15 protein-coding genes are annotated in these 25,212 nt (G+C 47.8%); 5 read left to right on the plus strand and 10 right to left on the minus strand.

The window, feature by feature from the left end; genetic code table 11:
- Positions 1-86: 86 nt before the first annotated feature.
- The 6 genes from ACR6Z4_RS08460 to ACR6Z4_RS08485 form a co-directional block, all read right to left on the minus strand.
- The gene (locus tag ACR6Z4_RS08460; RefSeq protein WP_479716812.1) at positions 87-2,474 is read right to left on the minus strand and encodes a Calx-beta domain-containing protein; all 2,388 of its coding nucleotides are present in this window, start codon (positions 2,472-2,474) and stop codon (positions 87-89) included.
- Positions 2,475-3,065: 591 nt separating this feature from the next.
- A complete protein-coding gene (locus ACR6Z4_RS08465; RefSeq protein WP_479716813.1) occupies positions 3,066-4,133 on the minus strand; it encodes a TIGR03032 family protein in 1,068 nt (355 codons plus the stop codon).
- Positions 4,134-4,176: 43 nt separating this feature from the next.
- Positions 4,177-5,271: a TIGR03032 family protein gene (locus tag ACR6Z4_RS08470; protein WP_479716917.1), complete on the minus strand. Its 1,095-nt coding sequence runs from the start codon at positions 5,269-5,271 to the stop codon at positions 4,177-4,179.
- Positions 5,272-5,284: 13 nt separating this feature from the next.
- Positions 5,285-6,667, minus strand: a complete 1,383-nt coding sequence (locus tag ACR6Z4_RS08475) for a S8 family peptidase (RefSeq protein WP_479716814.1) — start codon at positions 6,665-6,667, stop codon at positions 5,285-5,287.
- A gap of 492 nt (positions 6,668-7,159) precedes the next feature.
- Positions 7,160-8,878, minus strand: coding sequence for a cadherin-like domain-containing protein (locus ACR6Z4_RS08480; RefSeq protein WP_479716815.1), 1,719 nt, complete (start codon positions 8,876-8,878; stop codon positions 7,160-7,162).
- Between the two features lie 486 nt (positions 8,879-9,364).
- Positions 9,365-10,555 (minus strand): YbjN domain-containing protein, encoded by a 1,191-nt coding sequence (locus ACR6Z4_RS08485; protein ID WP_479716816.1) that lies wholly within the window; start codon positions 10,553-10,555, stop codon positions 9,365-9,367.
- Positions 10,556-10,997: 442 nt separating this feature from the next.
- On the opposite strand from ACR6Z4_RS08485, the gene recR reads away from it, so the two are divergent.
- Complete coding sequence (recR, locus tag ACR6Z4_RS08490) at positions 10,998-11,612, plus strand: recombination mediator RecR (protein WP_479716918.1); 615 nt, start codon at positions 10,998-11,000, stop codon at positions 11,610-11,612.
- 215 nt (positions 11,613-11,827) lie between these two features.
- On the opposite strand, the gene ACR6Z4_RS08495 is transcribed toward recR, so the two are convergent.
- The 3 genes from ACR6Z4_RS08495 to ACR6Z4_RS08505 all read right to left on the minus strand — a co-directional run bounded on the left by ACR6Z4_RS08495 (position 11,828) and on the right by ACR6Z4_RS08505 (position 16,839).
- Entirely contained in the window at positions 11,828-12,574 is a 747-nt protein-coding gene (locus ACR6Z4_RS08495) for a Tat pathway signal protein (protein ID WP_479716817.1), read from the minus strand.
- Between the two features lie 568 nt (positions 12,575-13,142).
- Positions 13,143-15,641, minus strand: a complete 2,499-nt coding sequence (locus tag ACR6Z4_RS08500) for a tetratricopeptide repeat protein (RefSeq protein ID WP_479716818.1) — start codon at positions 15,639-15,641, stop codon at positions 13,143-13,145.
- A gap of 646 nt (positions 15,642-16,287) precedes the next feature.
- Positions 16,288-16,839 carry a response regulator gene (locus tag ACR6Z4_RS08505; protein ID WP_479716819.1) on the minus strand — a complete coding sequence of 184 codons (552 nt, stop codon included), beginning with the start codon at positions 16,837-16,839 and terminating at the stop codon, positions 16,288-16,290.
- 979 nt (positions 16,840-17,818) lie between these two features.
- Between ACR6Z4_RS08505 and lipA the strand changes: the two genes are divergently transcribed.
- Both lipA and ACR6Z4_RS08515 read left to right on the plus strand, forming a co-directional pair.
- Positions 17,819-18,718, plus strand: a complete 900-nt coding sequence (gene lipA, locus ACR6Z4_RS08510; protein ID WP_479716820.1) for a lipoyl synthase — start codon at positions 17,819-17,821, stop codon at positions 18,716-18,718.
- Between the two features lie 130 nt (positions 18,719-18,848).
- The gene (locus tag ACR6Z4_RS08515) at positions 18,849-19,196 is read left to right on the plus strand and encodes a YbaB/EbfC family nucleoid-associated protein (RefSeq protein ID WP_479716821.1); all 348 of its coding nucleotides are present in this window, start codon (positions 18,849-18,851) and stop codon (positions 19,194-19,196) included.
- A gap of 196 nt (positions 19,197-19,392) precedes the next feature.
- On the opposite strand, the gene tftA is transcribed toward ACR6Z4_RS08515, so the two are convergent.
- Positions 19,393-20,769: a hormogonium tapered terminus morphoprotein TftA gene (tftA, locus tag ACR6Z4_RS08520; RefSeq protein ID WP_479716822.1), complete on the minus strand. Its 1,377-nt coding sequence runs from the start codon at positions 20,767-20,769 to the stop codon at positions 19,393-19,395.
- Between the two features lie 510 nt (positions 20,770-21,279).
- On the opposite strand from tftA, the gene dnaG reads away from it, so the two are divergent.
- Both dnaG and ACR6Z4_RS08530 read left to right on the plus strand, forming a co-directional pair.
- Positions 21,280-23,307 (plus strand): DNA primase, encoded by a 2,028-nt coding sequence (dnaG, locus tag ACR6Z4_RS08525; protein ID WP_479716823.1) that lies wholly within the window; start codon positions 21,280-21,282, stop codon positions 23,305-23,307.
- A gap of 316 nt (positions 23,308-23,623) precedes the next feature.
- Entirely contained in the window at positions 23,624-24,724 is a 1,101-nt protein-coding gene (locus ACR6Z4_RS08530; RefSeq protein WP_479716824.1) for a Vgb family protein, read from the plus strand.
- Positions 24,725-25,212 lie beyond the last annotated feature (488 nt).

The raw sequence follows: 25,212 nt of genomic DNA on the forward strand, positions 1-25,212 counted from the left end.
ACCTGTCATTCTTTTGAAGGGAGCGACGGCGATGCCGTCGCTCCCTTCAACAAGAGCACGGTTACATTCAATCCTCACGTCTACGGCTAAACCAGGAAATTGTTGGCACTCAAGGCACTCGCAGTCACGTTTTGCAGCGTGGCTAAGATCACCAAACCACCTGCGGCGTTGCCATTACCATCGACTCGAACAATGGTATTTGCCCCAGACTGGGTGAGCTTAACGTAGCGCTCAAAAGGCTGAGAATCGCTATAGGCTGCTCCTTTAACAATATCCCTCAGGTCAATCGTATCTTGCTGGATGTTAAAGCCCAGAATGCGATCGCCTTTTTCCGCCACACTCCGGTAGACCAGTCGATCTCGCCCCGCTCCTCCGGTTAAGGCATCTTGCCCCAAATCACCAACCAGCACATCATCACCTGCTCCGCCATTGAGCACGTCATCTCCGTCACCACCGCCCAGACGATCATTTCCCGTCTGTCCGAAGAGTTGGTCATTGCTGCCATTGCCAATCAATAGATCATTGCCAGCATCACCCCTGAGGCGATCGCTACCCGCATCACCACCCAGAATGTCATTATCCCGTCCACCATTGAGAACGTCATTGCCCCGATAGCCAAACATTCGGTCTTGTCCACTGCCGCCATCAAGCACATCATTGCCACGTCCGCCGCCCATGACATCGTCGCCTGATCCGCCGTTTAAGGTGTCATCGCCACCTTGTCCAAAGACCCGATCACTCCCTTGTTCGCCTGATAGAGTATCGTCATCTATATTTCCAGACAGTTGATCATTTCCAGACCCACCCTGAAGGCGATCGCGACCTGTCCCGCCGTCTAACTTATCGTTGCCATCATCACCACTCAGCACATCCTCCTCATCCCCCCCAAAGAGGCGATCGTCCCCACTACCACCCGACAACGTATCCTCACAACCTAACCCCAGCAATACATCGTCACCTCCTAGACCCTGGATCGTGTCAGAGTCAGAACCTCCTTGAAGACGATTGTTGTTGGCGTTGCCCTTTAGATTGACTCCCGGTTGACAGCCAACCACAACCTCTTCTTCATCGTCATTGAGGATAGTCAGTGTTGCTGTCGTTTGAGTACCCAGCACTGCCTGGGTACCTGGATTGACCAACGTCAAACTTAACGTTTCATCTGATTCGACCAGGCTATCGTTTTGAATCGGAACAACCACCGTTGCCGTGGTTTGATTGGCAGCAAAATTGATGGTCAGCAGGCTGTTATCAAAATCCTCTGTGCCTGCTAGGGGCGGTGCTCCACCCGTGGCAGTGCCATTCGCAAGTTGTACCTGCACAGAGGTAGCAATACTGGTTAAGCCCGTGCGGGTCAGGGTGATTGCTACTCCGGCTACGATGCCATCTTCATTCACCTGGTAGGTCGCTTGCGAAAACTCAACCGTGGACGTCAGCAGGAAATTCTTGACCTGGCTAATTTCGGCAGCCGTCATGCCTTGCAGCATGTTGCTGGTGACCCCTGCCAGTTCTGTTGATTTGGTCGCTGCGGCTGTTCTGGATGCTTGCCCCGTTGCCAGGTTCATGATGATTCCAGTTTCGCCTGGAGCCAGCGTAAAGGTGTACTCCCAGAATGGGTTATCGTCTCCATTCGTAAAGGAGATATTAGACAGCCCGACAGAGGCACCGACTCCCTGCAAAATATGTCCCAGACGTGGATCAGACGAAGTGGTTCCAGAAAAATTCTGGAAAGTCGTCACCCAAGTGTCGGTGAGTTCTCCGGTAGCATCTCCATCGGAACTACTGACAATGGTGGTGTTGCTATCTGAACCCAAGTTGTTGTCAATTCTCAAGGTAACTGTTTGGGTCGTGCTGCTGGTATTGGTCACAATGTTGAGCCAGCGAGCAAAGGCATCGTTATCAGGCACAAAGACTTTGCGTGTCACCTGAAGGCTGCCAATGGTTTGGGCATTGTACACGACTTGCCGATCGATGCCAGAAACTGCTCCCGTAAACTCTGTCGTTGGAGTGCCGTTGTCGTTATAGGTGACCCCATTCACGGATACTGTGTTGTAGCCGTCGAAGGCATCATTCAACGTCGTAGCAACGGTTCCACCCCCCAGCGTGGTGGCAGCAACTGCTACTGTAAAGGACGCTTCGCTCGCTGCCCCACTGGCAGAGGACGTTGTGGCAAAGGTGATATCTGTGTTGATGAACCACTCAAAACCGCTGCTATCCACCAACTGGATGCTACCTGTTGCCAAAGTACCCACCTGCCCACGCAGAGCAGCAGAGCTAACGCCATCACCAACGATGTCGGATGCCGCTAACGAGTAAGCGTCTGAAAAATCGAGACCGCCAGTGCTCTGGTTGGCTACCGCTGCAATCAATTCATTGGAGGTAGAAACTTCACCGGACGTCGAGATGACACTACCAAACCCATCTCCCAAAACATCGTTGCTACTGAGGGAGTAACCATCTGAAAAATCGAATGCCATGAATCATACACCTCACGTGAAAAAGTTAGATTGCAAGCAAGGAGCGATCGCTTTTCTGGAGAGCGATGCCTGTTTCTGCGGGACAAATCTCTGCTCAGTAACGTTAAAAAATCTGCTTAAAGCGTATGGCGACAGCTTGACCCCAAAAGAAAGGGGAGGTGTTCCTCTGTTTCCTCATTCGAATTCATGAGAATAAAGCTATGAAGCGATAATTTGTTGCGAGAGAAAATTTATTAAAAATCAAGTATATTTGGACACATGCGATCGCGCGTAAAACTTTTGTAACAGTCAAGCGCTAGAGTTATTTATTTTCAAGAAAGATTGTGACAAGAATGTGGCAATAGCCACTTAGAACAGATATTGTTATGAATCAGGGATAATACTCTACATTTTTTTAAGGAATTCAACAACTCACGTCACCTGACAATTCACCAAAATCGTCAACAATTCCAGGATTTTATCTGTATTTTGTTTTAAAGTTTTTGTATAAAAAATGACCAGCTAATTCAGTACAGAAATGGTGTGGTGAGGCGCGGAGCGCCCCACCACACCATTTCTGTACTGAACGAACTTGCACACCGCTACCTATGGTTAGAGCTGACCCAGGGGTGCCATTGTGACTGTTCGTTGGATGTCATCAATCGTATTTAGAACCGTTGGTCGGCGAACTTTGGGTAAAACGACTACGTCGTAAATCTCTCCCTGGACGCCTTCGATGCCCAGAGAATGGACAATTGTTTGCGATCGCAAGTCCACCACATGCAATCCCCGATGGGGCATTATTCCCAATGTTTCTAGACGCTTGCCCAACTCCAGCCCTGCAAAAAAATCATCGTGACGTGGCTTAGAAGAGCCAACCACAGCAAAATCACCAACAAAAGCTAAGCCGCGCAAAAAGCCCGCGCCAAAGACCATTGGCTCAAATTTGCCTTGCTTCAAATCAACCCGTCCAAACTGCCCGGTTCCCGATTCGGCAACCCATAAATCACCACGATAGAAGCGGGGAGAATGAGGCATCGACAAGCCTGTGACAACCACTTGTCGGTTGGGAATGTCTGTAATCGTGCCTCCAGATTGGCGGCAGTTGCGCCAGCCTTCAGGTGCGTCGGTTTGGCTGAAGCTGGTGGCGTAGGCAAGTTCCCCATCCCGCAGAGCAAACCCGTTGAGGTGACAATGATCTGGTGGGATGGTTCGGGCGATGAAAGGCGGTCGCCAGAGGGGAATAAAGTTTTTGGTCGGGCTGACGGCGGCAATGCAGTTAAATCGGGTGGCGACGAAGACTACCTGTTGACGGGCAGTAACGGCAATGTCGTGGATGTTGAGTACGCCCGTGATGTAAGACAGTTGGGGAATATAGAGGCGATCGCAGCCCTCATCCGTCAGCTCACCGGGAGGCAGGGCATTTTCTAAGCGCCAGATCTGAAACCGAGTCACCATATACAGGGTGTTGCTATTCTGGGCAACTAAACCCATGCAGCGATCAAATCCATAGTCCTGAACGGAGAGCTGCCCATTGGGTTTCAAGCCAATCAAAAACAGGTGATGTCCCAACGTATTGGTCAACGCCAAACTGACCTGCTGTTCTGCCAACCACTCTGTGAAATGCGGGGTGACGGTAATCCGATGGTTGGTTAACTCGATCAGTTGAAACGTTGCCATTGTAATGGTGCTCTGTAGGACGCAGGACTAGGGTTTTGCTCCATCATGCGATGGACATTGAGCCTGGATCAAACCAGATTGTGTTTTGAATTTCCTCGGTCACTAAGCCCAGCGCCATTGGATACCGCACACCGGGCAGCGCGACCACATCATATAACTCTCGCAGCGTGCTTTCGACGAATAACCAGTGAACAATGTTACCTGTGGGCAGGTGGATGATGAAAATGCCCAGACGGGGTTCCTGACCTGTTTCTCGCAAGGTATCATCTAATGCCAATCCAGAGTATAAATCACCCCGACGGGGCTTAGAAGATCCAACAACGGCATAGTCACCCACGAAACATAATCCTCGCAAAAAGCCTGGAGCAAAGGCGATCGCTTCAAACTTCCCTTGCTCCGGATCGACCCGAATTAATTCGCCTGTGCCAGAGTTAGTCAGCCAGAGTTGGTCACGATACCAGCGGGGCGAGTGGGGCATCGACAAACCCGTCAACACCACTTCATTACGGGCAATGTCGGTAATCGTTCCGCCATCTCTGCGGCGATCGCGCCATCCATCAAATTCATCCGTCTGGCTGACGCTGGTGACATAGGCAGGCATACCATCCCGCATGGCTAAACCGTTGAGGTGACAGCGATCGCCCTGGACAATCTCTTGCAAAAAAGGCGGTTTCCACAGGGGAATAAAACTATATTGCTCGCTGATCGTTGCCAAACAGCCAAAGCGAGTATTCACAAAAATTACCCGATCGGTGCGATCGATCGCTACATCGTGAATCCCCAGAAACCCGGTCGTGTAGCTCATCCGAGGAATGTATTGGCGATCGTATCCCTCGGCGGTCAACTGTCCGGGGGGCAGTGCGTTTTCCAACCGCCAGACTTCATAACGACTGCTCAAATAGAGCGTATCTTTCGCCGCTGCCAACCCCAAACAGCGATTAAAGGTACGTTCAAACACCGACAGTTGCCCATCCGGTTTTAACCCAATTAAAAACAATTTGGCAGGTGGAGTGGTGAATGCCAGACTGACGCGTTGTTCGGCAAGCCAGGTCGTCAGATGGCGCGATACTTTGATTTCAAAACTAGGGGAATCGATCGAGTCAGAATCGGAGGGGGGTTGAGTTTGTCCGGCAACCATGTTCATCCTGTCATTAGACTGCAATGCCTGTTGAATTTGCCGTATTGACCAATAGATCTTCGATTTCTAAGGGGGTGAGGTCAGGATTAGCACTCCGAATTAGCGCTACCACTCCCGCCACCTGGGGCGCAGCGATCGACGTCCCTTTGACAAATTTATAATCATTTTTCAGCGTGGTGGTGTAGACTCCCGCCCCCGGTGCAACCACATAGTTGAGCGTGACGGTTCCTGCCCTGGCTGAGAAAGCTGGCATCTGGTTATTTTGATCGATCGCTCCCACGGCAATTCCCCAGGACTGAGCCAGTTGAGCCGGGAAGACGGGCTGACTTTCGCCACTATTCCCTGCCGCCATTACCACGACTACTCCAGCCTCTACGGCATCCTGAACAGCGGTTTCAATGGCATGATCCACATCCGTATATAGGCTCAGGTTAATGACGCCTGCTCCCTGTGCTGTGGCATAGCGAATGCCGGCTGCTACATCGGCAGTTGTTCCTCCTAATTGGGCATCCAGGACACGGATGGGCATGATTTTGGCATCATAGGCGACTCCAGTGCTACCTACCCCATCATTCGCAGCCGCAACTACGCCTGCAACCTGAGTACCATGACCATTTTCATCCAAAGGTGCATTGTCTTGGGCAAAAAAGTCCCACCCAGACATGTCATCAATATAGCCATTGCCATCATCGTCCACGCCATTCCCAGAGATCTCGTTTGGATTGATCCAGAGGCTATTTTGCAGGTCGCTGTGAGTATAGTCTAGACCTGTATCAATCACGGCTACAACCACCCCGCCTCCCGTAATACCCCGGTTCCAGACCTCTGGCGCTTTAATGTTGTCCAGGTTCCAACTAGAACCCCCTAAATCGGTCATATCGGCAAAGAGAGACGCTCCCATTGCTTCAGCTACAGCAGCAGCGGCGTCTACTAAACCATAGCCATAGTTAGAATTAAAGCCTGATGCGATCGGGGGCGGTGTCACAGGGGGAGGAGGCTGTGGGGTGACGACCGGAGGAACAACGACGGGGTCTGTAATGGGGTCTGTAATCTGGTTAGCCGCTAATCTCAGGCGATAGGATATGGGTTGTTTGCCCTGCCGTCGCACAACCTGGATGTAATAAACACCGGGTTCCAGAATCGTGTTCATGCGTTCGGGCTGCGTGCCGAAATGGTGCGATCGCTCTAAAACCTTTCCTCGACGGTTCCGCAATATTAAATTGGCATCCCCATTCAATCGACCCAGGTGCAGATTAAAACTACTCTTTTGACCCAACTGAACCCGGTAGAAATCCGCCGTCTCATCCGCATCTAACCATCCACGAACACGACGCGGTTTAGTCCCCAAGACAATCGACCGAGCATGGCGAAGAGCAGTTTGCAACCGATTTACCATGAGATGCCTATCATTCTGTGATCAACCGCTCACCCAGACTTGTGTAAAACCAGGATGGAATGCGTAAAAAAAGCTACATTTGTACTCTACACTCTGTACGGATCATGGGTAGCATTTTCAACATTACTTATGGTCTTCTATAGCAATCCTATTTGATTTGTGAAAATGATCGGTTGTGAAAGCGCCCGCCCTTCGGGCGGGCGCTTTCACAACTGACTCAGGATCGCTATAGCAACCGTTGAGACGGTTAAATCAGGAGGTTGTGTGAGAACCCGCGCTCTGCGCAGGTTCTCACACAACCTTTGTCCTAACCAACCGCTGAACTGCTATAGCGCTGTGCGGGTTGATTCAGTACGGTGTTGTGGGGCGCGGAGCGTCCCACAACACCATTTCTGCACTAAATGAATTTACATAGCGCTATATAGCTGAAACGCTGCGACGAAGTGCAGCGTAACCCATTACTAAAATTTTATTCAGCGGCAGATTCTAAGTTTAGCTGATCGTAATTTTGAAGGTTCCTTTTCTCCTGCCTTTCACGCCATCATTGACCGTAAACTTAAACAGATCCGAGGTAACGCTAGCATCCACTTTTGCCAAAACGACTTCCGCATCGTCACTCTCAAACCGATTCCAGATCACGTTAGACCCGGAAATACCCACAGAAAAATCCTCAATCGCATCATTGGTCAGTTGAGTCGTGATCCCACTGCTGCCGTTATACAGCAACACATCGAGCGGCTGATTATTGGCATCTGAGTTACTCCAGATGAGATTGGCACCCGATATGGCACTGGTCACATCATCGGTGCTGTTATCGGTTAATTGCCGCGATGTATTGGTGCTGGCATTGTAGAAAAACGTTTCGAAATCCGTGCCGTCAAAGCGATTGAGGGCTAAGTTTGTTCCCGAAAGCCCGGTCGCTGCGACCACCAAATCATCCTGACTGTTGTTGGTGACATTGGTCGTCTTAGCAGTCGTGACATCATAGGAAAAGACTTCATAGTCATTGCCATCAGAGCCGTTCCAGTACACTTTGGAACCCGATAGCCCGATCGCGGAGTTGGTATTACTGCCGTTAGAAATTTGAATGGCTGTGTCGGTGGCAATGTTGTAGAGGAATACTTCAATGGGTTGGGTCTGGTCACTGGGGTCGAGGCGGTTGTAGACCACATAGGAGTCGTTAAACGCCACCACCGCTTCATCAAAGGAATTGTTGGAGATTCGGGATGTTGTCTTGGTTGTGTCGTCGTAAAGAAAGAGATCGAGCTTAGAGCTGTTCAACCCCGTCCAAATGGCTTTAGAACCTGAAATGACAGGAGCCACACCCAGATCAGACCCCAATAACCCAGGTGAGACTAAAAGAGTTGTTGTGCCTGTCGTGCCATTGTAAAAATAAGATTTACCCGCTTGGTTTTGGTCATAGCTTGTCCAGACGACATTTAATCCGGAGATGCTATTGGCAAAATCCTCGGTGCTGTTATTGGTGAGTTGCTTTGTCACCCCCGTGGTGCCGTTGTACAAAAACACCTCATAGTCATTGCCATCAAATCCGTTCCAAACTACGTTAGAGCCTGAAATCCCCACTGCAAAGTCATCTTTGGTGTTGTTCGTCAGTTGGATGATCTGCCCCGTGTGAGTATAGGTAACTCGACCCTTATTAATATCAGTTTGGGTAAACGTATCACCTTTTTCTAAGAGCGTGCCATTTAATTCTAATCGTCCTACCGTCGGCAGTTGGTTAAGGGTATAGGTTAGCTCTCCGGCAGATTGCTGAGCATCGATCGCCTTGAGCAACTTACTGGTCAGTGTTTCCGTCTCACCTACCCCAATGGCAGTGCCTTTATTGACAGTCAATTTAGGAGGTGTGTTGCGGGTAGAAACAGTGAGTCGATAGGAAGTGTTATCTCGACCTGTACGGGTAGAAACTTTAATGTAATAGGTGCCCTTCTTCAGGGTCGTAAGAATATCTTCTGACTTACGTCCGGCTTTGCGAGACTTGTCTAAGATTTTGCCTTTGGCACTTAGCAAAAAGACATCGGCATTAGCCTGCAAGCCTTTAAGCGACAGATTAAAACTACTCTTTTTAGACAGACTAAAGGCATAAAAATCTGAGCGATCGCTCTCCCCGACAAACCCTTTAAATGTTCGAGATGCTTTTTTTACCTTAATTTTGGCAGCATCTTTGATACTCTCTCCAGGATCATTTGCCATCCTGCCCTCCTAAAAAACTGATTTAAAAACGAACTCAAGAGTTTCTCGGCATCCTATTTTTCCACTAAACGTAGGATTTCGGATTTTATCAACCCTATTTGTTTGAGAGAGCAACGGTTTTGCTATCGCTTTCAAACAGAATGACAGGTTCATCCATCTGCAATCTAGACTCGGATAGATTACGGGTGTTGTGAGAGAGCCGCGCTCCGCGCGGCTCTCTCACAACACCTTGTGTTTCGCACAAAATCCACGATCCTCAGGGGAAAGCCAACGTTTTTCCAATGACATCTCAGTAAATTTTCGCAAGCGGATGGCGGTCGCGGACAAATATGACAGCGGATTTACTATCTCTTTACGAATCTGCGATACATTCTCTCAACAATCTTTATTAGCCGCCTGAGCTGACGGGTGGAGAGAGGCATGGTTCCGCCATCACTCTCTCAATCCCTGAGATGGATGCCATTTAAAACCGCGCGATCGCACAAGTCAGGTATCCAGTCCGGCAATCTGGGCGATCGCCACTTCAGGAGAGACATCTTGCAATAACGCCTGAATGCCGGGTAGATATTGATCCATCGCCAGCACATTGGCATAGACGACAGGTTTGAGCAGGCGATCGCTTAAGGGCACTCCCTCCAGGCTGATACTGGTACGATAGCGAACCTGACCACTGTCAAAGCTCATCTCAAAATTACCGATCGTTAAGTCGTAATTGGCGCGGGTAATAAATTCGGCAGCGTCTGCCCGTTTTGCCGTTGGCACCGTAATCGGACAAATCGAGTAAAACAAAACTTGTTCAATGGCATCCTGCACTTCCACGACACACAGCCACGCGCCATTTTGTCCCTGGTAGCTCGTAACTAAGTTAGACGCGTCTTGAATTTCGTCAATCGTCCAATCTTCAGCCTGAAAAAACGTGAGTACGCTCCTCAACAATGGCGTAGCATCCAGTGCACCAGCCGTCTCTGTATGCTGCTGGAGTGCCTGGGCAACAAGCTGATCAAACGCTGCATCGGTAATCTCTAGCGCCTGAGCTAACGCCACCAGACAATCGTTCTCTTCATCCATCAAGAGGTTATCTGCCAGCACCACATGGGTCGCCAGGGTAAACGCCGTCTCAATTTCAGAGGGCGACAGAGCAGATTTAGCCGCATTAAACAATGCCCCCGGTCCCTCTTGATGAAAAATCCGCTGGATTTTCTGACGTACAGCCTGGTTTGCCTGATCTACCAGATCAATTTGCTGCAAATAGCCTTCTAAAACTTGCATCTCTTCTGGAGCCCGTTCGCCATCAATCACCATTGCCAAAAAGCCGATTGCTAAAATCGCTTCGACCGGACTGAGCGGTTCAGATGCAACCACATTGATCTGAAAAATATGGGCGTAGTCGTTGGGTCGGGCATATTCAATCGTCTGGTCGTTGCCATCGGCGGCGTACCACGTGAGGCGCAACTTTCCGCCCAGCTCAAACACTTCGAGTTCGCCCTGCGTCCAGTCTTCACTGGGTGCAACCAAGGCAACGACATCGGCAGCATCAAAGCTAAAACCAGCGGCTGTTCCCAGCTCAATCAGGTGACTGAGGCGATCGCTATGTCGATCGGCATGAACCAGCCGAAACCGCAACTGTTCGTCATCAAGCACCGCAGTCAGGAATGCACTCAGGCTCTCAACCGACATGTCCCGCCCTCTCCCTGGATCTCAAGCGGTTGCAGAATATAGCTTGCAACACTGGTGTAACAATCTCGTATCATAGGGTGTCTTGGCAGCAAATGACGCACCCTACCCTCAATAAAATAAAGGCATATAAGGGATTTACTAGTGTTGCGAACACTAAACTTTGCACATGGAGTTTGGGGCTGCGCCCCCACGCAGGGGTTCCACCCCGGCACCCCGTTGTAAAACTTTGAATTTTGTCTACCAGTTCCTAAAATCCCAGTTTGGTGGCGCGGCTTCGCCGCGCCACCAAACTGGGATTTTATTTTAATTTTTAATCCCTCACAACCGCAAACTCTCTAATTTCCGGATGGGATCTTAAAGAAATGTCATCATAGGAATAGATCATAGGAATAGAAATGTGTCGGCATGGCATTGCTGCAAGACTTAAACCGGCTCTGATGACCTGCGGCAAAGGAGGTTTCCAGTTTATACTCGTCCGCTAGCTCGGCTGATCGAGCAATTCCAAAAACTGCCGGGTGTGGGTCCTAAAACCGCACAACGGTTAGCGTTGCATATCTTAAAACGCCCTGAGACAGAAGTCCAAGCGCTGGCACAAGCGCTATTAGACGCCAAACAAAAAGTTGGGCTATGCCAGGAATGTTTTCATCTCTCCGCCGAACCTGTCTGTGAAATTTGTCGGTCAAACAGTCGCGATCGCAGTGTCATTTGTGTGGTTGCCGATCCAAAAGACGTTATCGCTTTAGAAAAAACCCGCGAATATCAAGGGCTTTACCATGTTCTGGGTGGGCTGATCTCACCGATGAATGGCATTGGTCCTGACCAACTCCATATCAATGCTCTGGTGCATCGGGTCAGCCGCAACAGCATTCAAGAATTAATTTTGGCAATTAGCCCCAGCATCGAAGGAGATACCACAACCCTTTACGTTGGGCATCTGCTTAAACCCTTCACTCGCGTCACTCGCATTGCGTTTGGGTTGCCCATGGGGGGTGATCTGGAATATGCCGATGAAATTACCCTGGCACGAGCGCTAGAAGGCAGACGAGAACTCGATTAGTGGGTCACTTCTCATGAGTATCGGGATTAGCTCTCATCCCCCACCCCCCTCCAACAGACTCAGGACATTGCTAACAAAGAGCGACTGCCAGATAAACCGCTGAAAGAATTTGATTGAGCACTTTTCGGTGCTGAATCTCAGGATATGACTTTGCTATGTTGCTCCTAATTTTTTGCCAACAGTTTTATTTGTGACATCTTTAATGACTCTTACCTTTATGAGAAAACTACAGTTACTAAAATATCCCGTCGTGGCTGATCTTCCGCCTCTAGGGTAATCAAGACTTCACCAAAACCTCCTCGACCTGGCTCGATAAGGTCGTAGCGAGAGGTCAGGGTACCCGCACTAGTACGAAATTGGGTAAAACTAGTTCCTGAACCCTCTTCGCCGGTCCAACTACCTAAGTCGTCAAACGTAGAACGAACAGGTAAAAGAGAAGCCGCAACTTCATTAGGCGCAAGCCTCGCATCTGCCAAAATCAATTGAGCGTTATGAATACCTGCTATCGTTGGACCAGAAATTTTGGCATCACTAAACTGATCTTCATACTCTTGTACAAAGCCAAAACCAACATTAGGACCGAGATTTTCCTGGCGCTGTCTTCCCCATAAAAGATTAGGAGCTGCACTAGTACCAGCTCGTGCAAGTTCAGTTCTTGATTGGGAAAACTGCTGGTTTACAAGAACTCTATCAGAGCTACGAATTACGGGAGCTGCCTCACGAGGAACTTCGTCTGAACTTGGTGACTCACCTCTCAAGATAGGCGTTAAAACACCAGGCAGTGCCCTAGCATTTGCTAAACGTTGAAGACGATTAAAAACACTAGAGCTGGAAAAATCTGCCAACGAAAATTCTACGGTATAAGCTTCAGCTGGTTTTGGGAAAAAGATACCTGAAGAAGTTGTAACAGATGCTCCTCCCATAACCACCAAACGATTAAACCGGCGACGGCTTAAAGACATAAATTCAGGGTCTCCTGCCAGGAGAAACCGGTCCAGTCTCTAGCTGAGCATTCCAGAAATGAATTCTATTGCAACCGCTGGCTCTTAAACAACTGGTTTCCAAGGAAATACTCCTAGCGCCGGTAACATCAAGCAAAACAGTTCTAGCTTGACTACGAGAAACAAGCACAGATTGCGCTGCATTACCGTCTACATAAATATCGAGCCGTGTAGGAGGATAGTCCGAGTCATCATCGCGTATACCAAACTCAAGCCTTAAACTTTGAGAATCAGATGACGGTAATCTACACGTAAAACCGGAGTTTCCCGTCATGTACATAACTGTAGTGTAAAGTTGCCGACCTACAGAAATATCTCTCCGGCTCTGGTACCACCCACCGCTAATATTTGCACAACCTAAATCCAATAAAAAAGTAGGACGTTGAGCTTGTGATTCCCTTATAGAAAAAGCTCCAAATCCTAGGCAAACCGTAGTAGCCAACAATACGTGAAGTCCTAATTTGACAAGTCTCATATCTCACTCCTAAGTTTAATAAGATGAAAAGTTACAGTAATCCATAAGAACTATTTAAATATTCCCCGCTAGCAATCCCTTAAAGCTTATTTCATCTTTAATATTATTAAAGTCAGAATCGTTTTGAATCATAGCCAAATATTTTTTAGGGTTTATACTGATAGCTTGCTTCAAACATTCTATAGCTAAGTCAATGTTGTGAGAACGTGCATAAAGACATGCACAATTGTAGTATGGCTGAGGATAATCAGGTTTAATCTCAATTGCCCTCTTCCAACTTTTAATTGCATCTTCTTCCCTTCCTAAATTACACAGAGCAATTCCTCGATTATAATAAGCCTGATAATCATCAGGCTTAATTTCAAGTACTTTGTTATAACTTCTCAATGCTTCCTCATACTGCTTTAAACAACTGAGTGCGATACCGCGAGCATCCCACGAATAATATTTTTCCGGTTCAATTTCTAAAGCCTTATCGTAACTTTCAATAGCTTCTTCATAACGTTTTAAATTAAAAAGAGCAATTCCTTTGTTGTTCCATGCTTCATGAGAGTCAGATCTAAAGCTGAGCGCTTTTTCATAACTAACAATTGCTAATTCATACTGACCAATATCATGCCAAATTTTCCCTATTCCATGTAGAAATAATCTCAAGTTAAAAAGAGAGTCATTGTATACAAGCAATTTACTAGCTTGTTCTTCAGCCTGTTCTATATAAGTCTTTTTCTGGAAGCGAGGAGCTTGTATAGCTAAACTCAATAGAGCATAGAATTTAGACAGCCCATCAAGTTTTTCTAAGTTAGAAAAACACATTTGAATAGCCTTCGAAATCTCTTGTTTTGAAAATCTAAAGCATTCTTGGGTAGACACATCACTAGTTAGTTCTTTTTCAAGAATTTCACCATGGATAACTAACGGATATATGTCGGATAGAAAAGTTCTTTTTGGATGCGAGAGAAGCGGATGTTTACTTAATTCAGATTCTGTACAGAGCAATTCTAAAGTTTTTTGAACAACCCCATCTTTTTGTCTAAAGTAACATCCTTCTAAAAAATGTGTTTGAAATTGAAATTGAAACTCATCAAAATCATGGCTGAATAATAGATAGTATAGATATTCCGATCTTAAAAATCTCCAGTCCTGGTTCTCATACTTAAGCACATAAGAACTATTAGGCTTTACCTCAGCATCAGACTTGGATTGAAAGTAGTCTGCTATGGTGCGACAAACTCGGTAAAATGAGTCTTGATCATCCTGATAAAAAGAGTTTCTTAATACATCTCGGAATACGTCATCCAAGAAATAACCTAAAGGATCTCGATCCACGAAGGTCTGTTCCACAAGCCAATTAAAATGATCATAGACCTCAGCAGCATCCTTGTCAGAAGTTAGTTCCAAAGCCAACAATATATGTTGAACTAGCTTACGATCAAAATATCGACAACAAGATAGATATCGTACAATTAGCTTCTGATTTTTATTGAAGCCTTGAAGCAGCATATTGCTAATTGCTTCGTTACCCTTTAGAAAATTGAGCAAATCGTTGATTTCGTGACCTTTACCGTACTCGTTCTTTACCCAGTTTAGATAATAAGGTAAACCTTTAGTTAGTCTAAATATTTGTTCTGCATAACAGTTTTCATCAATACCTACTGTTTTAAGGTAAATTCGTGTCTGTTCCTCGTTAAATCTAGAAACTGCATGTTCCTCAATACAATGTTCTTGATTTAACTTCTGCCAAACTTCTTTTGTTAAGAGGCGATATCGACCCGCTAAGACTATACGAATTTGATGATTTTTTAAGGTACTATCAGCCAATAATACTCTTGAGAGCCATAAATCGACTTCAGAAGAAGCATACTCATAATGATCCAGAAGTATTAGAATAGAATCTTCCTTCGATGCTTGCTTTAAACCTTCTGTAAAAGCCTGAGTCAGATGTTGAATTGGATCTTGCATCAGCATCTGGCGTAATTTATTTCGTTTTGTTGCTCTGTGTTGTTGTAGAAATTGCCAAGCACTATCAGCAAAGGAAAGAGCTGCACGTCCGGCATTTATTCCTTCTCCAAGCACATCCTTGGTTTTCTGCTGAACATCTTCTGTAGCTCGAAAATAACTGCCCGTGAGCGTAACTCCAAAATTAACTAAATCTTTAACCAATTGTAGTTGCTCTTCGGTAACTATACCTCGTCCTGATATAGGCTCATTCTTCAATTGGGATATTGTACTGTAATATTCCTCATAAAGTTGCCAAAATGATGGATCAGACCAAGCATTTCTTGGAACAATTTGTTCGTATATTTTCTCCATAAGTGATATGGGATTAAGGGAATCGCTAATTCCTCGATCCCTATAAAAGCAAATTCTAGAAAGTCTTTTATCCTGTTGAAAAGCTTCTTCAATTTTACGGATCAATGTGGATTTTCCAACACCACCAATGCCCCATAGATGATAAACAGTTGGGAAATGGTCTGGCTGTATATATGCAGTTCTTATACTATTAATTAAGCTTTCATCTTGAGACCGCGAGACATAAGATACGAAAAAAGACATACAGTTTAGAAGTTAAAGCTTGCAAGCAAGCAATATCTATTTGATACAAATTTTCATGCATTGAAGGACGTAGAGACTCGATTCCCACAAGCAGGCAAGATCCCTTGACATCCTTCTATTCTGTGCGACTTCAAAGAGATCTAACATCAGTATCTTAATAAATTTAAGGTTGCAGGCTGTACCATAAAGGTTCAGTAAATCTACTGGCAAAAAGTCATTTACAGAGCAAATTGCTAAAAAGCATCGTTATTGCTGATAGATCCACTAGATCCGCGATAGATTTACTGCTGACTACAGAGTACTAGTAGCGCAAACACTAAACTTTGCACCATAGGCTATTGGGGGCTGTGCCCCCAATAGGAGTAGGAAGAATTTTCTAACAAAAGGGAATTTTTAGAAGTCCCAATTTCTGGTTTAACCTTTTTTGATAGTAAGCCAGAAAATGAGGGCTTCAAGATTATTTTTTTATAAGAAAATCAATTCTACCCAAGTGGAGGTAGGATCCTTTTGACCCCCCGCGAAACTTTTAGGCATCGCTTAATCCAGCTATGAAATGTGATGTGAGTGCCGCACTCCGCGCAGCACTCACATCACATTTCATAGCCCAAACCAGCAACGTCAACGCGTAATTGAGTGATTAGCCGTTTTACTTCATTCGTTGCTTGATGAACGACAGAATTTGTGCCATCTGCTTTTTCATCATTTCCATTTCGGTCTGCATCTTGTCAATTTTTTGCTTCAGTAGTTCTACTTCAGCAGCATTACTCGCAGATTCCGCTGCGATCGCGGCGCTACTGGCAGATACATTGACAGGTTGAGGCCATTTTTTGAACTTCGCCATGGCAGACTTAATCGCGTCTACTAGCTCTTTCTGTTCAAATGGCTTTTCGATGAACTCAAAATATTCAAACGGTTCAGGAATTTTTTCAGTGACTTCCTCTTTCCGCCCAGACATGAGTACCAGGGGTGCCCGTAAATCTGGCTGAGCCTGAATTTGTTGGAACACTTCCCAGCCACTCAAACGAGGAAGCAAAAAATCCAACATGATTAAGTTTGGACGTTCTTGGTTAATAGTGTTGAGTCCTTCAACACCGTCCTTCGCCTCAAGAACCTGAAAGTTACCTTTCGGTAACATATCCCTGACCATATTGCGGATGACCCTACTGTCATCGATGACTAAAATTTTGTGGGTTGCCACGACAAACTCCTCGAAGGGTGAGTGAAGGAAACAAGTTTTGGATGACTAACAACAAGTTAAAGCTTCAGGTTGAGCATAATCTTCAATATTGACCCATCTCTTGACCTTATAACTGATTCTCAGCAAATCAAACTTAGAATCTATCGTTGCCTAAATTAATTTAATAAGATTCTTAGAGTTGCGAGTTCGATAACTTTCGGCGAAACCGTTGGCAGCTCTACATCGCAGGCGATTGAATAGTGAGAATAGAGAATCAGTAATCTGAGTCAATCTACTTAAATGGTCACATTTTGCTTATAGCAATCATCTGGAGATCCTAATCTAAGGTTGAGCTGGCGTTATAGAGCTAACACCTAACCCAATTTTGATGCAAAAATCAAAAATTAACCTGGCGATCGCGAGTGTTGATATGACGAATGCACGCAGCACAGCCGTCAACATCGGAGTGAGTTTGATTCAATAACGTCTTGCCAGGTAGATTAGGCTTCCTATAATGTATGGGTTGCTCTGAAGAAAACAATTGCTCTGCGAGCAATTTGTCAGCATGAACTAGTGTAGCTTCTGTAAAATCAGATCGCTCTAATTTCACACTTCGAGATGCACGAATCTGATGGTCCCTTACTTAGATATCCCAAATATCGCGGTAGCGCTTCACGTTTAAGAGATTGTTTTTTCGGCATTGCAGGTTTTGGCTATAGCGGTCGAGCTATTGATTAGGACAATGGTTGTGTGAGACTCGCGCCGAGCACGAGTTCTCCACAACCTCCTGATTTAACCGGCTCGACGATTGCTCCATAGGCGGATTGAGCAATACCAGATTTTTCAGCATTACGGCATGATGGATAAGACTTGAATGTGAAACTTCCTAATTTTTTGGGGTGTGCCGTGCGGCGCACGGCACACCCCAAAAAATCTAAACAGATCTAAGCACGGATCGAAGCACGAAGCGCTGTAAAACGTTTGAATTGGGTTTACCAGGATGCGATCGCAGGCTAATCACACGTCATCTCCATTGCACAACTTGCCCAGCTGGTTGCGTCGCCCCATTGGCAATGCCAGCGAGTTATCTACTGTGCAACGGATTATCAAACAACGGCAGATTCACACCATTTGTGAGGAGGGTCGCTGCCCCAATCGCGGCGAATGTTATGCCAAACAAACGGCAACATTTTTGCTGATGGGACCCACCTGCACCCGTGCTTGCGCATTTTGTCAGGTGGATAAAGGGCACGCCCCCATGCCCCTCGACCCGGCAGAACCCGAAAAAATTGCCGAGTCTGTGCAGCTTTTGGGCTTGCGGTATGTAGTGCTGACCTCGGTCGCCCGCGATGATTTACCCGATCAGGGGGCAGGTTGGTTTGTGCAAACCATGACCGCCATTCGCCAGCGTCATCCCCACACCCAGATTGAAGTCTTAACGCCCGATTTTTGGGGCGGCACAGCCGGGGAAACTGCACAACAGCAGCGCATTGCCACAGTTGTTGCGGCAAAACCTGCTTGTTATAACCACAATGTCGAAACGGTTAGACGGCTCCAAAATCCAGTGCGGCGAGGGGCAAAGTATGAGCGATCGCTTGCTGTTTTACACACCGTCAAAACCCTCGATGCCACTATCCCTACCAAGTCAGGGCTGATGCTGGGGCATGGCGAGACTCAGGCAGAAATTATTGAAACCCTGCACGATTTACGGGCGGTCGGGTGCGATCGCTTGACCCTGGGGCAATATCTGCAACCGTCGCTAGAGCATCTGCCTGTACAAAAATATTGGACGCCTGAAGAATTTGATCAGTTAGGGGCGATCGCCAAAGAAATGGGGTTTTCTCAAGTGCGATCGGGACCGTTGGTACGCAGTTCCTATCATGCCGGAGAGGCGGATTGAGCACTGGTCAGAAAGCACCGACCAGAATAAGTTCTGTGCCAGGCGCATGGTCAATCGGCAGGAAGCCTTTTATGATGGGTATAACGGTTAGGACGTTATTATCCACACTAGGAATTCATCACAGGAAGCTATGTCAAAAGGACAAGGATTCGGCGGTTTCGGTCTAGGCAAGATGAAAGAACTGACCGAAGCGCTCAAAAAAGCTCAGCAGGTTCAAGAAGGTGCAAAGAAGCTGCAAGAAGAGCTAGAAGCAATGGAATTACCAGGTGAATCGGGTGGTGGACTGGTAAAAATATGGCTGAGCGGCAACCAGGAACCTCGTCGGGTAGAAATTTCTCCTGATGTCATGGGAGAAGGGGCAGACGTTCTCTCAGACCTGGTTTTAGCCGCCATGAAAGACGCCTATGCCGTTTCTACTGCCACCATGCGCGATCGGATGGAACAACTCACAGGTGGGCTAAACCTACCCGGAATGTAATCTGGGTTGCTTGAGACGCACCATCTGGTTGAGGATCGAGGATTTTATCAAACCCAATTCCTTTTGAGAGATCGACGGCTGCGCGATTGATCTCTCAAAAAGAGTCGCAGGTTGATTCAGAACGGTGTTGTGGGGCGCTCCGCGCCCCACAACACCGTTCTGAATCAACGAACTTGCATACTGCTATAAACCATCACTATGTGGATAAGATGCCTGCGGCTTCGTATAGCAACGTGAGGACGGCTGAAATCTTGGTGCCGTACTGAAGATCGGCTGCCCACCGTCCATTCAACTGCTGGATCAGCGGTGCAACACCCCGAGTGACAAACCGAAAGCGCGGATCGACCAGCTCTTGCACCAGCGGTTCGGTGCTGGCATAGGCTTTGAGATGCTGAATATGAGCACGCACACCGATGCGGGCACTGGGGAAGGTGGCACCGGCAGCATCATTGCCAATTGCACCTAAACCAGCAAAATTATTTTGTTCGGGTTTGATCGTCCCGCCAAATTTAAGGTAACTGGTTTCGACACACATTTGAGAAAACGCAATGTCGTGATTAATCCCTTCAATTGCTGCCTCTTCGCGATACAGCCGAGGCAGATCAGGGAATTGGGTAATCGCGGCTTCGTTATGGTTTTTAAGGAACAGCCGTAACTGCGTTTCCGTGGTTTTGCCCTGCCCGGCAATTCGATCGAATTGACCGGGGCAGATTTCCAGCACCGTTCTGAGAATGACCGTGCGATTTGCCCCGTCCCAGCTAACCGAGATTTTATAATCGCGTAAATCGACCGCTCGAACGTAAACCACATTGCCGTAGGAAACACGGGCAACATTGGGCGCATTAGACAGATTGATGCTTAAGCCATCAACCAGATCAATCGGAATATAGGCATTGTTGTTCACCAGGATGCCTTGTTCGCCATAAATTCCTCCATTCAGGTTGATATTTATGGCAGCATAGGTGCCTGGGGTGGGGGTCGGCGTGGGCGTAGGCGAGGGTGATCCGCCTGAAACGGCTCGGCTCCAGGAGGCTAGCCCATCGGCAATGCCCAAGGCAAAGTCGCGGCGACGGGTTTGTAACAGATTGCGATCGTCTGGGCTGGATAAATAGCACACTTCACTCAACAAAGAAGCCCCCGTCGTCCGGCGACAAAAGGCTAAACTACCCAGGCCTGTTTGCGTATCGGGTTTGGCACCTCGGCTGGGGAGTTGGGGTACCCGCCGCAGGAGGGCAAGCAGAAGTAATTCGGCATGGGCTTTGCGCTGGTCGTTGTTGGCGATGTAGTAAACGGTTGCTCCCCGAGCGGTTGGGTTGCTAAACGACTCGGCATGAATTTCCAGGGCGATATCACCTGTGCGATAGCGAAAATTGATCCAGTTGATCGTGCCGTCTAAACTCAAATCATCTGGAACCGCTAATACTTCAAAACCACGCGATCGCAATTCCGGCACAATCAGATCTCGCAGCAAGATCATCTCTTGCGCTTCAGTCGTGCCGTCTACGATGCTGCCAGGGTCGGGTCTACCGTTTTCTACGCCTCCATGCCCTGCTGAAATAAAAATTCGTCCCATACGTCCTCGGAAAGTTTAAGCCGATCAATGGCGGATTTCTGTTGAAATCTTCGGTCTCAGAATTGCCTGCAAATCAGGATAACAGGTGACGTAAATTTAGGCGCATCTTGCATATGTAGTTTTGTAGGGAGAATCGCTTGCGACAGGGGCTTTTTGCAACCACACGCTAACGCACCTGCCAAAATTAGCACAGATGCAGACGGTATAGCGCGTCGCGTATGGATAGATTATGGGTGTTGTGAGAGAGCCGCGCTCCGCGCGGCTCTCTCACAACACCTGGACTGCACGCCCTTGGGAATTGCTATAATTTTGCGATCGCCCATCACCAACCACAACGAAGATAGGCTAGGTTTCTTATCAGTAGCAGACTATAATCGACGAGCCGTGATCTAAATCCAATCTTATGTTTGGTAGAGTGCGGCGGAGCCGCACTCTACTAAACAGGCGATCTGCGTTTCCAGCTTAGACACGGCATAAACTCTACGATTAACCTGTTTGCTTTTAGCACCCATGGACATTCCTCGGCTACACCCTGACACGGTTGAACAGGTAAAACAGCGCGTCGATATCGTAGACGTGGTTTCTGAGCATGTGCTGTTGCGGAAACGGGGTAAAGATTTTGTCGGGCTTTGCCCGTTTCACGATGACAAGTCTCCTAGTTTTACGGTCAGCCCCAGCAAACAGTTTTATTACTGCTTTAGTTGCGGTGCTGGGGGAAATGCCATCAAATTTTTGATGGAGCTGAATAAACAGCCCTTTGGCGAAGTGGTGTTTAATCTGGCGCAACACTATCAGCTCTCGATTCGCACTATTGAACCGGAACAGCGGCAAGAATATCAGCGGCAACAGTCGCTGAGGGAGCAGCTCTACGAAATTTTGGCAATGACAATGCAGTTTTTTCAACATGCATTGCATCAACCCCAAGGAGAGGGGGCATTGCACTATTTGCAGACAGAGCGAGCGCTAGACACCGCTATTATTCAACAGTTTCAGATGGGCTATGCACCAGCAGGCTGGCAAACGCTGTATGGCTATCTGGTCGAGCAAAAGCGCTATCCTGTCGAACTGGTTGAGCGGGCAGGGTTAATTGTGCCCCGGCAAGGGGGCAGTGGCTATTACGATAGATTTCGCGATCGCCTGATGATTCCCATCCATGACTTGCAGGGGCGGGTGATTGGCTTTGGTGGCAGAAGCCTGGGCGATGAGCAACCCAAATATCTCAACTCGCCAGAAACGGAGCTATTTGATAAAGGCAAGACCCTGTTTGCGTTGGATAAAGCGCGAGCGGCGATCGCCAAACAAGACCGAGCCGTGGTTGTTGAAGGTTATTTCGATGCGATCGCACTCCATGCCGTGGGGATCACCAATGCCGTTGCATCCTTAGGCACAGCTCTGAGTATCTTTCAGATTCGGCAAATCTTGCGCTATACCGAATCGAAACAAATCGTCCTCAACTTTGATGCTGATACAGCAGGTGCCAAAGCTGCCGAACGGGCGATCAAAGAAGTGGCAGAGCTAGCCTATCGGGGCGAAGTGCAACTGCGCGTCTTAAATATTCCCCAGGGCAAAGACCCTGATGAATTTCTCAAAACCCACACTGCCGACGACTATCACACCCTTTTGGAACAGTCTCCGTTGTGGATTGACTGGCAAATTCAACAACTACTAGCCACCTTGAATTTGACCCAGCCCGAACAGTTTCAACAAGCGACGGAGGCGATCGCCCAATTGCTGGGAAACTTACCCAATGCCACCCTGCGAACCCATTACATTCATCGCTGTGCGGATCTGCTGAGCCAGGGCAATGCGCGGCTTTCGTTGCAATTGGAAACCGACCTGCGCACCCAGGTGCGGGGGCAGCGCTGGCACGGGCGCGCCCAAAAATGGCAAACTCCGGGCGATCGCACCTTACTTGAAGAAGCCGAAGCCCAACTGCTCCGGCTTTACCTGCATTTCCCTGACTATCGCGATCAAATTATTGCGGCTCTGGAAGAAAGAGATTTAGACTTTGGCATTGCCCATCATCGGTTTCTCTGGCAACAGTTGATGGAATTTCATGGATCAGACCTCAAGGCGATCGCTCAGGCAAACGGGGTTAATGACGACGAGATCGAGGTCATGCCACGTGATGGTTCCCAGGAAATCCTGTGGGATGATGAAGCCGATGATCTAATTGGGCGATTACAAAACTGTTGTGCCGAGTTTCCAGAACGGTTTAACCAGATACAGCCGTTGTTTCAACTCGACGAAAAAAACCAACGCGATATTCTCCGGGCACCGCTAGTCATTCGGACGGCGATCGCCTGTATGGAACGGGTGATGTGCGAAAAACGCTGCCGCCACTTCCTCAACCTTTGGGAAAAAACCAATAGCCAGGAAAGTCCCGAACTCAGCCAATACTATCAACAGCAAATTTACGCAGAAAAACAACGCATCGAAGCCCTCGATCGGCAACAGCGGCAAATCACCTTCGCGGATTTGACCCAGGTTCCCTGGGTGGGCGAGTTCTACAATGCCCTGGAATCGTCCCAATCTTGAGACCACAGATACATCGCTTCGCAGCTGAATGGATTACGCCTGCTATAGGAGAGCCGCGCTCTGCGCGGCTCTCCTATAGCAACTTGTTCTGCGCATCCTTAAGAATTGCTGTATAGCGATGTGCAAGTTCGTCAAGTGCAGAAATGGTGTTGTGAGGTGTGGAGCGCCCCACAACACCGTACTGAATCAATCCGTACAGCGGGATAAACCTTTGATGAAGTATCCGTGAAATTTCGGAAGTTGTAACGGTATGAACACCCTCTGAGAAACGGTTTGAGAAATAATTCAAATCGCCCTACTGTTTTTACACAGCATTATGCATCTCACCTTCAAAACATCACTGGTCACTGCGGCTTCAGTATTAATTGGTACCCTTAGCCCCCTCAGCTTCAGCATCTCCAAAGCAGAAGCTGCCCTCTTAGTGGGCAATACTCAAGGTAATAATGTTCTCTTAGTCGATGAAAGAACAGGGAAAATCGGAGGCGAATTTATTTCCGCACTGGAAGGATATTTCTCTCCTGATGACCTGACCTATGGACCAGACGGCAATCTTTACGTTAGTTTTATTACCGATCCCATTACCTATGCAGGTGTCATCCTCAAATTTGACGGCAAGACCGGGGAATTGCTGGGACGGTTTGACCAGGGTGGCGATCTGGTGCGCCCCTACGGCTTAGCGTTCGGACCCGATGGCTATCTCTATGTCAGCAGTTTCCGTTCCGATGAAATTGTGCGGTATGACGCCGTTACGGGCGAATTTGTTGATGTCTTTGCTATTGGAACAGGCACAGCAGATGGCTTAAACGGTCCCAATGATCTGCTCTTTGACGCCGACGGAAACTTGTATGTCACCACTCAAGGCACTGTTGCCGATGGCTTTGGTGGAGCTACGAGTACTTTTGCCAGCCAGGTTTTGAAATACAACATCTACGACAGCACCGCAACTCCGGTAGTATTCGACACCCCCGAGATTGCCCCCGACAGCACAGGATTTGTGAGCTTGTTAGGACTGGCATTTGGACCCGATGGTACCCTCTTTGTCAGCGACTTTGCTAATGCCATTCGCAGCTATGACGTGGCTACAGGGGCGCTATTGTCCGAGTTTTCCAGCAGCACCTTTGGTTTTATGGGCAACCTGACATTTGACCCAGCCGGTAATTTTTATACCCCGATTTTCGATTTTCTCAATGGCAATATTGGCTCGATTTCCCGCTTTGATGCCAATGGCAACCCCTTACCTGGAGAAGGTCTGAGTGGCGATGTCCTCACACCTGCCGATATCCGCCTGAGTCGTCCCGTTGGCATTGCTTACAGCCCCATTGCAGTCCCTGAACCGACCGTCACACTGGGGCTTTTGGGGATAGGTCTGTTGGGTTTGGCACACCGCAAACGTAATAGCACCGCTAGCGAATCCTAAACCCCGACAATACAGCGTATCAGGATCGGTTCTCAATCATCGTCGGATGGGCTGGGGGGTGAGCGGCATTGCGGCTCACCCCCCAGCTACTATTGGCTTGAGAGTTCTGAACTTGATGTTCAACGGCATGAAGTTCACGGTGTAGTGTGAGAGCCGCGCTCCGCGCGGCTCTCACACTACACCCATCCTCTATCCTGGCTCGAAGCGCTATAGTTGAGCCAAATACTCCATGATTGAAGGGCACAAAAAGCCGCCAACTCAGTCATTACTGATGAGCTTTTCAATAACTGCGATGGGAGAGTCAGGACAGCACCACTTCTGACTCTCCCCACAATGTTCCTTCCTGATGGGTCTTGCACCCTACGTTATAAGGGATCAACAGAGGTTGCATCTGCATTGCTGAAATACCTTTGGACGGCAATTTAGCATCAAAACATAGGCAACGTATGTGCGATCAAATTCTGTCCTGAATTATTTGGAGATTTCCA

It is taken from the genome of Calyptranema fuscum S582 (assembly GCF_055793305.1).